Here is a 14,209-nt window from a genome sequence, read left to right as displayed (position 1 = left end):
CCGTCAAAGCACGCCGGCGCGCTTCCAGCCCAGGTAGCGGCTGATCAGCTCCGGCCCGAGTTCGCTGGGACGCGCATCGAGCACTGGCACGCCGTGGGCCGCGAGCTTCTCGTGGAGGCCGTTGCGCGCATTCAGGTAGTCGATGGTGCCGGTGTAGGCGAGCGCCTGCTCGTAGCGGGCGACCGGCTCCTGGCGCAGGGTGTCGAGCACTTCCTCGCGCAGGCTGGCGACCAGCACCCGGTGTTGGCGGCCCAGGCGTTTCACCGCGCCGAGCAGTTCTTCGTCGTCCTCGTCGCGCAGGTTGGTCACCAGGATCACCAGGGCCCGCCGCCGCTGGCGGGACAGCACCGCCTGCACGGCTTCCGGGAAGTCGGCGGGACGCTGGCTGGTCTGCAGGTCGTAGACGGTGTTGAGCAGCGCGCCGAGCTGGGCGCTGCCCTTGCCCGGCGGGAGGTGCCGGCGGTCGTCGCCGGCGAAGGTCATGGCGCCCACCGCATCGCCCTGGCGCAGGGCCACGTAGGCCAGCAGCAGGCTGGCGTTGAGGGCATGGTCGAAGTGCGACAGGTCGCCGTCCTGGCTGCGCATGCGGCGGCCGCAGTCGAGCAGGAAGAGGATCTGCTGGTCGCGTTCGTCCTGGTATTCGCGGGCGATCGGCGTGCGTTTGCGAGCGGTGGCCTTCCAGTCGATCTGGCGCAGGGTGTCGCCGTCGCGGAATTCGCGCAACTGGTGGAACTCCAGGCCGAGGCCGCGGCGCTGGCCGCCGCGTACGCCGATCTGGTTGAGCCAGTGGTCGACCGCCATCAGTTCGGCGCCGTAGAGGCGGGCGAAGTCCGGGTAGACGCGGGTCTCGCCACGTGCTTCCAGGTAGCGGCGCTGCCGCCACAGGCGCAGCGGGCTGGGCAGTTCCAGCTCGCAGCGGGGAAACACGAAGTGACCGCGGTTGAGCGGCCGCACCCGGTAGCCGACCTCGGTGCTTTCGCCCGGGCGCAGTTCGACCTCCTGCGGCAGGTACTCGAAATCCATGCCGGCCGGCAGGTGATCGAACAGGGTCAGGCGAACCGGACGCCGATAGGTGTGCTGCAGATGCAGGCGCACTTCGCTCCAGCGCCCCAGCGGCAGGTTGCCGCTGAGCTGGCGGCTCAGCTTCGGCACCGCCTGGCGGCGCGCCCACAGGGCGTCCAGCAGGCCGAGCAGGAGCAGCGCGGCGAGCACCGCCCACCAGAATGTATGCAGTTGCGCAGGCAACCGCTGGCCGAGCGCCGACAGGCTGCCCAGGCCGATGGCCAGCAGCAGGAGCGCGGCGAACAGCGCCAGCAGGGCGCGCGATGGCTTCATACGCGGGGGGCCGGTACCTGGTCGAGCAACTGTTGCAGGACCTGGTCCACCGACAGCCCCTCGATGTCCAGCTCCGGAGACAGCCGGACCCGATGGCGCAGGACCGCCAGGGCACAGCCCTTGATGTCGTCCGGCACCACGAACTCGCCGCCGCGCAACAGCGCCCGCGCCCGGCCGCAACGGACCAGGGCGATCGACGCGCGAGGTCCGGCGCCGAGGGCCAGGCCCGGCCAGTTGCGGGTGGTGCGGGCCAGGCGCACGGCATAGTCGAGGACCTGGTCGTCGATCGGCAGGTCGCTGGCGATCCGCTGCAGGGCGAGAACGTCTTTGTCCTTCAGCAGCGGCCGCAGGTTGGCCACGTCGAGCATGTCGCTGCGCGCGGAGCGGGTCACCTGGCGCACCAGGGTCTGTTCCTCGGCTTCGGCCGGGTAATCGATGCGCAGCTTGAGCATGAAGCGGTCGAGTTCGGCTTCCGGCAGCGGATAGGTGCCTTCCTGCTCGATCGGGTTCTGCGTCGCCAGCACCATGAACGGCTGCGGCACCGGCAGGGCGCGTCCTTCCAGGGTGACCTGGCGCTCCTGCATCACTTCCAGGAGGGCGGCCTGGGTCTTGGCCGGCGCGCGGTTGATCTCGTCCGCCAGCAGCAGGTGGGTGAACACCGGCCCCTTGCGCAGCTTGAACTGCTCGCTGGCGAGGTCGTATACGGCGTGGCCGGTGACGTCGCTGGGCATCAGGTCGGGGGTGAACTGGATGCGCGCGAAGCCGCCGTCGAAGCAGCGCGCCAGGGCGCGTACCAGCAGGGTCTTGCCGAGCCCCGGCACGCCTTCCACCAACACGTGGCCGCCGGCGAGCAACGCGGTGAGCACATCGTCGATCACCGCGCCCTGGCCAATCAGGGCTTTCTGCAGTTCGCTGCGCAGGGCCTGGGCCAGCTGGCTGGCGCGCTGGCGCTGGAGCGCCGGGTTGGGCGCGGTGCTCGGTTGTTCGGGCGTCTGTTCGCTCATAGGGCATTCCTGAGGCTTTGCAGGTGGGCGACCTGGCGGGTGAAGTCGGCAGCGGAAAGGCGCTGCGCCGGATATGGGCGCATGGCCTGGCTGATGGCGCTGGGTGGCAGGCGGGTCATGCGACCGAGGATCTGCCATTGCTCGGCGACGCCGAGCTGTTCGAAACCGGGGTGGCGACGCCGCGCCCTGCGCAGGATGTCGCGTTGCAGACCGTGCAGCAAGGCGACGTGGCCGCGCTGGCGGAGGAGGAAGTCGGCGCCGGCGCGCAGGTGTTCCTCCAGTTGCCGGCGCGAACGGCTGGCCACCGGCTGCAAGGGACCCTGGCGCAGCCCTGCGCGCCACAGGCCAGCGAGCAACAGCAGCAGCGCTGCCGCCAGGGCCTCGGGGAAGTGGCGGGCGAGCAGGGTGGCGAGGCTGTCGCGTTCGGCGCGGTAGAGCAGGGTCACCTGGTTGTCCTGGGTCAGGTACCAGAGCAGCCAGGCGTTGTCGTACTGCTCGATGTTGCGGTTCTGCCAGATCCAGGCGTCGGTGAGCACCGTGACCAGGCCCTTGCCGTGCTGCATCTGCAACAGGTGGGTGGCGTCGCCGCTGTTGGCCCAGGCGTAGGCGTGGTTCTGCGGATCGTAGAGGTGGTAGTCGGGATCGAAGCCGATGTAGGCCGGCGAGCGCTCGTTTTCCAGGTACAGGCGGGTCAGTGCGGAATAGTCCGGCACGCTGTCGGCGGGCTCTTCTTCCTCGCCGGCGGCTTCCTCCGGCGGCGCTTCGGTCGCATGGTCGTCGACGCTACCTTCGTCGGCGTCGGCGGTTTCCTCGCTGGCCCGGTCCTGGCTGTCGTCGAAGTCCTCGGTGAGGTACTGGCGGATATCCAGGCTGTCGAGCAGCAGGTCGCCGCTCTTCTTCTCGTCCTCGTCCCACAGGCGTTCGGCGATCAGCACCAGGTGCCCGCCCTGCTCGCTCCATTGCAGCAGGCGGCGCGCCTGGCCGGGAGTCATGCCGGAACGGCTGCCGAGCAGGAGCAGGGTATGCCCGGAGGGCGGCAGTTCCTTGAGGACCTCAAGGCCGTCGGCGCGGCTCACCGTGACCCCCTGCTTGCGCAGGAACAGTTCGGCGGCCAGGTAGGGATTGCGCCGGGCCTCCGGCGATGGGCCGAGGTCGATCGTCTCCGTATAGGGTTGCAGGCGGCTGGCCAGGAAGATCGCCAGCAGCCCGGCCAGCAGCAGGAGCACGGCAAGCAACAGGAAGCGCGCGCGCCGGCTCATCATGGCTTGGCTCCCGCGGCGAAAAGGCTGCGCCAGCCGTCGCAGAGGCGCTGGCGAGCGTCGTCGGCCGGCAGCCGGTGGCCGTAGGCGAGCGCCTGCCATTGGGCGGTCAGCAGTTGGCTGTAGTGCAGCAGCGGCCGTTGTTGCTCCAGTCCTTCGACCAGGCGCAGGACCTCGCCCTCGGTATGAGAGCCCTTCAACGGCAGGCGGTAGTCATGCAGCAGTCGGCTGAGCAGCCCGCGGTAGAGCAGGCCGAGGGCTTCCCGTGGTTTCTCGTTCCAGAGCCGTTCGGCGTTGCCGGCGATGTCGTCGGGCAGGCTTTCCGGACTGAGATCGAGGCCGAACATCACCGTCGGCGCTTCGCGGCGGGCCCGTTGCGGCAAGCCCAGGTTGCCGACGAACAGGCGCAGCCATTCACGGTAGCGCCAGACCAGCAGGAACACCGCGCTGAACAGCAGCGCCCAGAGCAGCACTTCGATGACCTGCGCCGCGTGACGGAACGGCACCCAGTTGGCCAGGGCCTCGAAGAATGCCTTGAGCCGCTCTTCGTCCTCCTTGCGGCTGTCCTTTTTCTCGGTCTTGTCGCCGAAGCGCCAGCCCGTAACGGTCTCGCTGTTCTTGAACGGCGCGCCGTCGACGATCGCCCGGATCTGCTTGCCGGCCTGTTCGCTGTTGAGTTTCTGCCGCAGCAGGCGGGCCTGCTCGGGCGGTAGCTCGGCTTCGCCGGCGCTGGCGGCGGCCGCCGGCTCGGCGTAGGCGGAAGGGGCGGGCAGCCAGGCCAGCGAAGCGGCCAGGCCGAGCAGCAGGACATAGGCGCTGCCGACCAGACGCTGGCGCAGGCGGCGGAACACCAGCTCGATGTCCCAGGCCTCCAGTTCGGTGCGCCGGTTCAGGTAGAGGGTGAAGCCGCAGGCCACGTAGATCGGCTCCCAGACTACCAGCACCAGGACGTAGAGCAGGTTCGAGAGGTGCTCCAGCCAGAGCCACTCGCCGGCTTCCGGGTCGAGCAGGCTCTGCCAGTTCCAGTCGATCTCGTTCTGCGCTGGGATCAGCAGGTAGAGAAGCATGGCGAAGCCGGCCCAGAGCGCCATTTCCAGGTGCACGCCGACCACGGTCAGCCAGGTCGCGCCGCCGGCGTTGCGCTGGGACAATACGATCAGGCGCTGGCTGCGGGGCTCCCCGGCGAGCCCTTCCAGTTGCAGGACCGGCAGGTCGAAGCTGCGCGTCGGACTGAAGCGGCGCCACAGCAGGCTGGCCGGCAACTGTTTCCTCAGCAGGGCGGGATAGGCGCGCAGGGCCTGCTTCAGGGTTGGCGTATCGCCGAACAGGGCGTGCGAGAGAATGTACAGCGGCAGTCGTTCGAAGGCCGGCTTGAGCCACCAGAAGATCAGGATCGCCAGGGTCGGATGCTGCCACAGCAGGAGGCTGAGCACGGCGAACAGCGGCAGGGTCAGCAACGCCCAGCTGCCCATCAGCAGGCGCGCATGGCGATGCGCCAGGAGGATGCCGAGGTCGAGCGCTTCCCAGGCGCTGCGCGGTCGAATCGCCACGCTGGCGTCAGTCAGGCGCATGGCGGCTCCGTCCGGCGAACAGGAAGTAGCTGCCGACCAGCAGCCAGAGGACCGCGCCGACCGCGTACTTCACCCGCGGCTCGAAATGACTGATGGAAGACCAATAGGCCTCGGTGAAGGCCGCCAGCAGCAACAGCACGATCACCCCGGCGATCAGTTGCACGCTGCGCCGGGCGGCCAGCCGCAGGGCTTCGCCGCGGGTCAGGCGACCTGGCGCGAGCAGCGCCCAGCCGAGCTTAAGGCCGGCGGCGCCGGCGAAGGTGATGGCGGTCAGTTCGAACGCGCCGTGGCCGATGACGAACGGCCAGAAGGTCTGCACGTAGCCGATCTGCGTCAGGTGGCCGGCCACCGAACCGATCATCAGGCCATTGAACAGCAGGAAGAACAGGCTGCCGAGTCCCAGCAGCACGCCGCTGGCGAAGGTCTGAAAGGCGATGCCGATGTTGTTCATGATGTAGAAGCCGAACATTTCCCAGTCGTCGCTGGTGTCGCGTGCCCCCAACGGACCCAGGCGGGTGGTTTCCGGGGCGTACATAGACTCCATCTCGCTGACCTTGTCCGGGCTGACCACGCTGTAGATCAGGTCGGGAAAGTGATAGACCAGCAGCCCCATGAGCAGGGCGCTGCCGTAGAACAGCAGGCTGGCCACGGCGATGCTGCGCCATTCCTCGCGGACCAGGCGCGGCAGGCCGGCGAGCAGGAAGCCGAGGATGCGGCTGCCGAGGTGGCTGCGGTGCCGGTAGAACTGCTGGTGGCCGCGCATCGCCAGTTGCTGCAACTGGTCGATCAGGTGACTGCTGTAGCCGCGCTCCTGGGCCAGCGCCAGTTGTTGGCAGAGGCGCCGGTAATCGGCGGCGAAGTCGTCGCTGGAGCCTTCCAGCTTCTTGCCTTTCTCGAGGAAGGCGAGGCGTTTGTCGAAGCGTTGCCAGGCGGCCTGGTGGCGCTGTTCGAAGAGGCTCTGTTTCATGCGCTCTCCTGGCGCAGGCCGAGAAAGCCGCGGGCGATGCCGTTGATCTCGGCCTGGGCGCGTACCGGCTCGACGCCCAGCGGTTCGGCGAGAATGCCCGCCAGTTCCTCGCGGCGTGCCGAGGAAAGCGCCGCGCCGCGTTCGGCGAAGCCGAGGAAAGCGCGCTGTTCTTCCAGGCTCATGGGGAAGGGCGGCAGTTGCGGCTCGACGTCAGGCAGGCTGGGCCGGCTCAGTTCGGGTTCGCGGTAGACCACCAGGGTGCCGGCGGCGATGTCGCCCAGGCGCTTGAAGGCCGGATGGTTCAGGCAACAGAGCAGACCGAGGGCGTAGCCGAAGGGCAGGATGTCGGCGAAGCGCAGCAGGTTGCGCAGCAGCGACGCGGCCCAGCCCACCGGAGTGCCGTCGTCGTGGACGACGCGCAGTCCCATCATCTGCTTGCCGGGCGAGCGGCCCTGGTTGAGCACCTCGAAGAGGACCATGTACCACCAGGTCATGACGAAGGTCAGCAGCAGGCCGAGGCCGGCGCCGAGCTTGCCGAGGAACGCCAGGCCGAGCATCAGCACCAGCATGATCAGGCCGCGGATGCAGAGGTCGATGGTATAGGCCAGGGCCCGGGGGACGACGCCGGCGGGACGCAGGAGCAGGTCGATGCCTTCCGGCGTTTCCACGTGGTAGTGGGTGTCGAGGACCTCGGCGCCTGGCCGGGGGGCGGGCGCGACGAGGCGGGCGGCTGCGTTCGGTGGCATCGGGGGGCCGTGTCGGGGAAAGTCAGATGCTAGCCAGCGTGGCGTCATCAGGCAACCGGGCCGCCGCGACGGCCCGGTCTGCACCTCAGTTGCCCAGCGGGCGAACGCCGAAGATGGTGCGGTAGAGAATACCCATGGAAACGACGAACAGCGGGCCGGTCCAGATCAGGCCGATGAACAGCGGGATCATGCTCACCAGCATCAGCAGGCTCAGCACCAGCAGCAGGCCGAACACCTTGAACCAGTGGCGGCTGATGGCCTTGCGCGAGGTTTCCAGGGCCTGCCAGGGCGTCAGGCCGCGCTCGGCCACCAGCGGCAGGGCGAGCATGTAGGCGACGCTCAGGTAGAGGCCGGGGATGATCAGCAGGAAGAAGCCGACGTAGACCATCAGCATCATCAGCAGGCCGGTGAGCAGCAGCGGCACCAGCATGCCGAAGTAGTTGAACATTTCGTTGAAGGTCGCCGGCTGGTCGGCGGCGCGGCGGATGCCGATCATGGTCAGGCCGGTGAAGAACGGGTAGCCCACCGCCGTGGCGACCAGGCTGGCGATCATCTGGCCGACCGCGAAGGCGATGGGATCGGCCTCGCTCATCAGGCCGATACCGCCGAAGAGCAGGGTGAGGATGAAGGTGATGGTCTGGATCACCACGCTGTAGACCACGAAGGCGCCGATCAGGATGCCTTTGACGCCCTTGATCTTGGCCCAGGCTTCGCTGATCACGTCGCCGATGCGGAAGTCGTAGTCGCCGATGACCGGCGGCACCGCCTGGGTCGGTTGCAGGGCGCTGGCGGGGGTGGCGTAGGGATTGCTGGTGTCGTTCATGGTGCTGTCCTTGTCAGTGAAACGGGCATCCGTGCGAGCGGAATGCTAGCGAGGGCGGAGGGGACAACGCAAGGTTCGGATGGCAGATATGCGCACTGACGCGCCCTGGCGGGCTGTGCCTACGGCGCTTTCCGTGAGTTCGTTGGAAAACCTGGAAATCCCCGAAGTGGGTCGCGAGCTTCGCGGCAGTCACTGGTAGACTGCCCGGTGCCGCCAGAAAGGGAATGACCGTGAACGCGAGTATTTTTTGGTACGACTACGAAACCACCGGCATCGACCCTCGCCGCGACCGGCCGTTGCAGATCGCCGGGATCCGCACGGACGAGGCGCTGAACGAGATCGGCGAGCCGATGAACCTGTATTGCCGTCCCAGCGACGATATCCTGCCTCACCCTATGGCTTGCCTGATCACCGGCATCACTCCCCAGCGGCTGGCCGAGCGGGGGCTGTCCGAGGCCGACTTCATGACCCGGGTACACGCCCAGCTGGCGCAGCCGGCGACCTGCGTGGCCGGCTACAACTCCCTGCGCTTCGACGACGAAGTGACGCGCTACAGCCTGTACCGCAACTTCTTCGATCCCTACGCCCGCGAGTGGCAAGGCGGCAATAGCCGCTGGGACCTGATCGACATGGTCCGTACCGCCTATGCCCTGCGCCCGGAGGGCATCCAGTGGCCGCAGCTGGACGGCCGGCTGTCGCTGAAGCTGGAAATGCTCACCGCGGCAAACGGCCTGGAGCATGGCCAGGCCCACGACGCGCTTTCCGATGTCCGCGCCACCATTGCCCTGGCCCGCCTGATCCGTCAGCGCCAGCCGCGCCTGTACGATTACCTCTACCAATTGCGCAGCAAGCACAAGGTGCTCGACCAGGTGCGCCTGCTGCAGCCGCTGGTGCATGTCTCCGGACGCTTTTCCGCGGAGCGCCATTTCCTCTCGGTGGTCCTGCCGCTGGCCTGGCACCCGCGCAACCGCAATGCCCTGATCGTCTGCGACCTCTGCGCCGATCCCGCGCCGCTGCTGGAGTTGTCGGCCGAAGACTTGCGCAGGCGCCTGTATACCCGTCGCGACGAACTGGCCGAGGGCGAGTTGCCGGTGCCGCTGAAGCAGATCCAGGTCAACCGTTGCCCGGTGGTGGCGCCGCTGTCGGTATTGCGCGCCGAGGATCGCCAGCGAACCGGCATCGAACTCGAGGAGTGCCAGCGAAAAGCCGAGCTGTTGCGCCAGCATCAAACCGTCTGGGCGGACAAACTGACAGCGCTATATGGCGAAGAAAGTTTCTCCGCCAGCGACGACCCCGAGCAACAGTTGTATGACGGATTTATTGGCGATCGAGATCGACGCCTTTGTGAACAGCTGCGCCTTGCCGAACCGGAGCAATTGGCCAAAGAACAATGGCCCTTCGACGATGCCCGTTTGCAGGAGTTGTTCTTCCGCTATCGTGCGCGAAATTTCCCGGAAACTTTAAATGTGGACGAGCGCCAACAATGGGAAAGCTTCTGCCGCAATCGTTTGTCCCATGAAGAATACGGCGCACCGAATACTTTGCCGGCCTTCGAGGCGGCGCTGGAGGCTTGTCGGCAAGAGCAGGGCGGCACATTGCCGGCGGTACTTGCGGCCTGGCGCGATTACGCCGCGGAACTGCGTCAACGCTATTCGCTGGAGACTTGAGGACGCAGGCAGAGGAGTCGGTACGATCCGGCGGAAATGAAAAACGCCAGCACTGGGCTGGCGTTCTTCGTGGAACTGACTGGTTTAGCCGAGCAGGGTGGCCCAGCTCTCGACGGCCTCGGGGCCCCACTTGGCTTTCCACTCTTTCAAAGTCTTGTGGTTGCCGCCCTTGGTCTCGATGACTTCGCCGGTGTGCGGGTTCTTGTACTGCTTGACCTTGCGCGCGCGCTTGCCGGCAGGCGCCTTGGCGGTGCGGGTGCTCTTGCCGATCTTGGCGTCCGGATCGAGCAGGGAAATCACGTCACGCAGGGACTTCTGGTAAGTGCCCATCAGCGTGCGCAGCTTCTCTTCGAATTCCAGTTCTTTTTTCAGTTTGTCGTCTTGTTCCAGGGACTTCAGGCGCTCCTGAAGTTCCTTGATGGCTTCTTCCGTGGCGCGATATTCGTTGATCAGGGACATGTCAGGTACCTTGTCTGTGCTGAGTGGCGGTGGCGGGCATGTAAGTAGATTCAATAATAGTCAGGGCGAAACTGTAAGTAAACCGCGATGAAAACTTTTCTCGATGAAATTCAAAGTAATTAATTCCGCATCGGGATTGCCCTGTTGTGCGGGTTTATTCTCTCGCGCAACAGCCTGTCGAAAGGCCTTCGCCGAGGCTGAACTTTTCCCGCCATGCCGCTAGAATGGCGGCCTTTCGCGATGTTTCTGGAGTATACCCATGCGCACTTTTCGGCTGGTGATCGCCTGTCCCGACGGGGTCGGGATCGTTGCCAAGGTGAGTAACTTCCTGGCCACCTACAATGGCTGGATCACCGAAGCCAGCCATCATTCCGACAACGATAACGGCTGGTTCTTCATGCGCCACGAGATCCGTGCCGACTCTCTGCCGTTCGACCTGGATGGCTTCCGCCAGGCTTTCGCCCCGATCGCCCGCGAATTCTCCATGGAATGGCGGATCACCGATTCCGAGGTGAAGAAGCGCGTGGTGCTGATGGCCAGCAAGGAGTCCCATTGCCTGGCCGATCTGCTGCACCGCTGGCACAGCGGCGAACTGGACTGCGAGATTCCCTGCGTGATCGCCAACCACGACGACCTGCGCAGCATGGTCGAGTGGCACGGTATCCCGTATTTCCACGTTCCCGTCGATCCGCAGGACAAGCAGCCGGCTTTCGATGAAGTTTCCCGGCTGATCGACGAACATGGCGCCGACTGCATCGTCCTGGCTCGCTACATGCAGATCCTGCCGCCGGACCTGTGCCGCAAGTACGCCCACCAGGTGATCAACATCCACCACAGCTTCCTGCCGTCCTTCATCGGCGCCAAGCCGTATCACCAGGCGTCGAAGCGCGGGGTCAAGCTGATCGGCGCGACCAGCCATTACGTGACCGAGGAACTGGATGCCGGTCCGATCATCGAGCAGGACGTGGTGCGGGTCACTCACCGCGACAACGTCGAAGACATGGTGCGGCTGGGCAAGGATGTGGAAAAACTGGTGCTCGCGCGCGGACTGCGCTATCACCTGGAAGACCGCGTACTGGTACACGGCAACAAGACGGTGGTGTTCGACTGAGTCGGCTTCCCTGGAATGCCGGCCGGGGCCGGCACCCGGAGGAACGAACATGAGCGATCCCAGGTCGGCGGGCACCGCCAGCCCGCCACCGACCCTCGGCGAGGGTTGCACAAGCCGTTACGACATCGACGCCCTCGGCGACGAGGACGGAACCGAGTTTCCCGGCGCGGCCGAACTCTGGCGGCGTATCCAGGAGAGCGCCAGCGAGACGGGCGAGGCTGACGCCGAGGATACGCTCAGGAAGAAGCCTCGCGACTGCTGATCAGCTTCTTCAGCAGCGGGCGTCCGGCGAGCACTGCGAACACCGGGCCGCCGGCGACGAGGTAGAAATAGAAGGTCACCGCTCGCCAGATGACGATGGCCGCCGCCGCCGTCGACTTGCCGATCATGGGGGCCAGCAGGGCCGCCGAGGTCAGCTCGGTGCCGCCGGCGCCGCCGGGGATCAGCGAGAGCTGTCCGGCGCTGAGCGAGACCATCTGGATCAGGAAGGTCCAGGCCCACTGGATATCCACTCCCAGGCCGCGCAGGGTCAGATCGAGCACGCTGAAGCGCAGTAGCCAGTGCGTACTGCTGAGAAGGAAGACCGCCAGCAGGCGTCGTTTCGGCAGGCGCAGGCTGTCGTGCAGGGCAATGCGGAAATGCAGGATCTTGCGGCCCCAGTGCAGGCGCTTGCGCGATGACACGCCGAGCCGCGCCAGAACCCGCCCGTTGAAGCGGATCACCTGGTGCAGGTAGCGGATCAGCATTACCGCGCCGACGAACAGGCCGACCAGGAATACCGCGCTGAAGATCAGGCTCGATTCCATGTTCGGGCTCAGCGAATGGCTGAGGGCATAGATCAGGATCGCGCCGAGGGCGCAGAGGAAGAACGTCAGGTCGGCCAACTGGTCGACCGCGAACACCGCGCTGGTCTGTGCCGGGCGCAGGCCGCGCCGGGCCAGCAGCGCCATCAGGGTCAACGGCCCGCCGCTGCCGCCCGGAGTGGCGCAGAAAGCGAATTCGCTGGCCATGATGATGCCGACGCTCTGCAACTGCCCGAGCTTGCCGGCGCGCCCGGCGAGCAGCAGCCGCAGGCGCAGGCCGTTGATGAACCAGCAGACCACGATCATGCCGAACATCAGCAGCAGGCTGTCCAGCGGGAAGGCGCGCAAGCGCGAGAACATGTCGCTGCCGCCGAGCACCAGCGGAATCAGCGAGGCACCGATCAAACCGAACAGCAGTAACCAGCCTCGACTCATGCCGCGTGGTCCAGGGCGAGGCGGCGCTCCAGCCAGTCGATCTTGGTCAGCGGCTGGCGCCCCTCGGACAGCAGGGTGCGCAGGGTACGCAGCCAGTATTCGCGGGAAAAGCGATGGCGCATGTCGACCGGATGGAGTCCGAGGCGGATCACCGGCGCTGCGCGCCAGGCCCGCCGGCGCTGCTCGCTGAGCGCCCAGGAGAGGCCGCGACGCCAGGCACTGCGCGCGCTCCAGACCAGACCGGGGGCCTCGATCGGTTGCAGGTGGGGAAGCCGATACAGGTTGGACGGGTCGCTGGTGTAGCGCAGTCCGCTCTCGCCGAGCGCCTGGCGGGTGCCGGCGCTCATCAGCCAGGCCGGCGCGACGAAACCGTGCAGCGGCCATCCGCGGCGGCGGAACAGTTCGATGCCGGCGGCCAGGCGGGCCTTGGCCTCGGCGTGGTCGAGGGCATAGAACTCTCCCTCCCAGGTGTAGATGCGACGCATGAAGTATTGCCCTGGAGTACGCGGTGGTGGGGCGTCATCGTAGTGATAGAAGCCGTGGAGAGCCAGTTCGTCACCCCGGGCCACCCGCCGCGAGAGCAGTTCGCAGAACTTTTCGTCGGCTTCCAACGGGTTGCGATGGTGGAAATCGGGCACTACCAGCCAGGTCATGGGGACCTGGCCGAGCGCGTCCACGGCCTCGACGAAGGGCCGGTAGTCCGGCCAGGTTTCCGGGGCCACGTCGTGCAACACCAGCAGCAGGCTGCGTTCAGCCATAGCGCGGGAACCTCGCCTCGCTGTCGCCGAGTACCGCGTGGTAGTGCAGGAGCAGGCCGGCGACCACCGCGTCCCAGGCATGCTGGCGCTCGACGTGACGGCGGGCGCGCTGGCCGCGCAGCTCGACGTCGTGGCTGAACAGTTCGCGCACCGCGCAGGCCATGGCGTCGCCGTTGTTCGGCGCGCAGAGCACGCCGCAACGCTCCGGGACTATTTCCGCCAGTGCCCCGGCGCGCACCGCCACCACCGGAATGCCGCTGGCCATCGCTTCGAGTGCGACCAGGCCGAAGGTCTCCTGGTCGCCGGCGTGCAGCAGCGCGTCGCTGCTCGCCAGCAGGCGGGCGACTTCGCGGCTGTCGCAGAAATGGTCGACCACGCTGGTGTTGCGCGGTACCCGGGTCGGCATGTTGGAACCCACCAGCAACAGGTGATAGCCGTCGCCGAGGCGCTGGATGGCGTCGAGCAGTACCGGCAGGTTCTTTTCCCGCGAACCGCGCCCGGCGAACACCAGCAGGCGGGTTTCCTCGTCCAGGCCGAGTTCCTGGCGCAGCCCCGGATCTCGGTTGCTCGGATGGAAGGTGACGAGGTCGACGCCCAGCGGTTGTACATGCACGTCGGCGACGCCCAGGCGCATCAGCTTTTCCGCCATCACCCGGCTGGGGGCCAGGACCCGGTCGAAGTGGCCGTACAGCTTGCTGACGTAGTTGTCCGCGTTGGTGCCGAGCCAGGCGCCCATGCGATTGCTCACCAGCAGCGGCAGGTCGGAGTGGTAGAAACCGATCACCGGCACGTCCAGCCGACGCCGTGCGTCGAGCGCCGCCCAGGCGGTGAGGTAGGGGTCGCCGACCTCGATCAGGTCCGGTTGCAGATTGCGCAGCACCTTGCGCCAGGGGCCGCGACGGAGAGGGAAGCGGTAGCCATTGCCGAATGGCAGCGGCGGCGCCGGCACCTCGTGGATGCCGTTCGCCTGGCGATAGCCGGCGCCAGGAACCAGCACGCTGTGGCGAATGCCGGGATAGTGCCAGAGATGGCGATGCTTGGCTTCGAGATAGGTGCGTACCCCCCCGCTGGCAGGCGCGTAGAACATGGTCATATCGGCGATGTGCACGATGGGCCTTCCTCCGTTGAGCTTGTTCCTTCTGCCACTCAGTGGACCACCGGCGCCGGCAGTCGTTCGAACGGTGTGCGGGAGCCATGGGTAGCTTCAAGTCTAGGAAAGAAAGCGCGAGCCGGCGCGTTCGGGGCAGCCAGCGCGGGAATAGGTCGCAGAG

At 66.7% G+C, this 14,209-nt stretch carries 14 protein-coding genes; 3 read left to right on the top strand and 11 right to left on the bottom strand.

Features of this window, described 5'->3' with window-relative positions:
- Positions 1–3: 3 nt before the first annotated feature.
- From VQ067_RS23130 to VQ067_RS23100, 7 genes are read right to left on the bottom strand one after another with little or no spacing between them, the layout of a single operon-like run.
- Entirely contained in the window at positions 4–1,335 is a 1,332-nt protein-coding gene (locus VQ067_RS23130; RefSeq protein WP_033991154.1) for a DUF58 domain-containing protein, read from the bottom strand.
- On the bottom strand, positions 1,332–2,339 hold the full coding sequence (locus VQ067_RS23125) for an AAA family ATPase (protein WP_003093896.1): 1,008 nt from the start codon (positions 2,337–2,339) through the stop codon (positions 1,332–1,334). Before VQ067_RS23125 ends, VQ067_RS23130 begins: the two co-directional genes overlap by 4 nt.
- Entirely contained in the window at positions 2,336–3,601 is a 1,266-nt protein-coding gene (locus VQ067_RS23120; protein WP_003110039.1) for a DUF4350 domain-containing protein, read from the bottom strand. Before VQ067_RS23120 ends, VQ067_RS23125 begins: the two co-directional genes overlap by 4 nt.
- On the bottom strand, positions 3,598–5,169 hold the full coding sequence (locus tag VQ067_RS23115; RefSeq protein ID WP_031639922.1) for a DUF4129 domain-containing protein: 1,572 nt from the start codon (positions 5,167–5,169) through the stop codon (positions 3,598–3,600). Before VQ067_RS23115 ends, VQ067_RS23120 begins: the two co-directional genes overlap by 4 nt.
- Positions 5,156–6,136 (bottom strand): stage II sporulation protein M, encoded by a 981-nt coding sequence (locus VQ067_RS23110; protein WP_003093893.1) that lies wholly within the window; start codon positions 6,134–6,136, stop codon positions 5,156–5,158. Before VQ067_RS23110 ends, VQ067_RS23115 begins: the two co-directional genes overlap by 14 nt.
- Complete coding sequence (locus VQ067_RS23105; RefSeq protein WP_003134638.1) at positions 6,133–6,930, bottom strand: RDD family protein; 798 nt, start codon at positions 6,928–6,930, stop codon at positions 6,133–6,135. Before VQ067_RS23105 ends, VQ067_RS23110 begins: the two co-directional genes overlap by 4 nt.
- Before the next feature lie 37 nt (positions 6,931–6,967).
- A complete protein-coding gene (locus VQ067_RS23100) occupies positions 6,968–7,705 on the bottom strand; it encodes a hypothetical protein (protein WP_003101171.1) in 738 nt (245 codons plus the stop codon).
- Between the two features lie 224 nt (positions 7,706–7,929).
- Here VQ067_RS23100 and sbcB point away from each other — a divergent pair, with 224 nt between their 5' ends.
- Positions 7,930–9,372 (top strand): exodeoxyribonuclease I, encoded by a 1,443-nt coding sequence (sbcB, locus tag VQ067_RS23095; protein ID WP_009878058.1) that lies wholly within the window; start codon positions 7,930–7,932, stop codon positions 9,370–9,372.
- 84 nt (positions 9,373–9,456) lie between these two features.
- On the opposite strand, the gene mvaT is transcribed toward sbcB, so the two are convergent.
- Entirely contained in the window at positions 9,457–9,831 is a 375-nt protein-coding gene (gene mvaT, locus VQ067_RS23090) for a histone-like nucleoid-structuring protein MvaT (RefSeq protein ID WP_003093888.1), read from the bottom strand.
- A 259-nt stretch (positions 9,832–10,090) separates the two neighbouring features.
- Here mvaT and purU point away from each other — a divergent pair, with 259 nt between their 5' ends.
- Complete coding sequence (gene purU / locus VQ067_RS23085; protein ID WP_003101174.1) at positions 10,091–10,942, top strand: formyltetrahydrofolate deformylase; 852 nt, start codon at positions 10,091–10,093, stop codon at positions 10,940–10,942.
- A 49-nt stretch (positions 10,943–10,991) separates the two neighbouring features.
- On the top strand, positions 10,992–11,204 hold the full coding sequence (locus VQ067_RS23080) for a hypothetical protein (protein WP_003101176.1): 213 nt from the start codon (positions 10,992–10,994) through the stop codon (positions 11,202–11,204).
- Here the strand turns inward: VQ067_RS23080 and VQ067_RS23075 are convergent.
- From VQ067_RS23075 to VQ067_RS23065, 3 genes are read right to left on the bottom strand one after another with little or no spacing between them, the layout of a single operon-like run.
- On the bottom strand, positions 11,179–12,180 hold the full coding sequence (locus tag VQ067_RS23075) for a lysylphosphatidylglycerol synthase transmembrane domain-containing protein (RefSeq protein WP_003093885.1): 1,002 nt from the start codon (positions 12,178–12,180) through the stop codon (positions 11,179–11,181). The genes VQ067_RS23080 and VQ067_RS23075 overlap by 26 nt on opposite strands.
- Entirely contained in the window at positions 12,177–12,938 is a 762-nt protein-coding gene (locus tag VQ067_RS23070; RefSeq protein WP_003093883.1) for a DUF2334 domain-containing protein, read from the bottom strand. The genes VQ067_RS23075 and VQ067_RS23070 overlap by 4 nt, the downstream gene beginning before the upstream one ends.
- Positions 12,931–14,046, bottom strand: a complete 1,116-nt coding sequence (locus tag VQ067_RS23065; protein ID WP_003110035.1) for a glycosyltransferase family 4 protein — start codon at positions 14,044–14,046, stop codon at positions 12,931–12,933. The genes VQ067_RS23070 and VQ067_RS23065 overlap by 8 nt, the downstream gene beginning before the upstream one ends.
- Between the last annotated feature and the right edge of the window lie 163 nt (positions 14,047–14,209).

It is taken from the genome of Pseudomonas sp. KBN12P06040 (assembly GCF_037574965.1).
GTDB classification, from domain to species: Bacteria; Pseudomonadota; Gammaproteobacteria; order Pseudomonadales; family Pseudomonadaceae; genus Pseudomonas; species Pseudomonas aeruginosa.
This window is presented reverse-complemented; position numbering and strand designations above follow the sequence as displayed.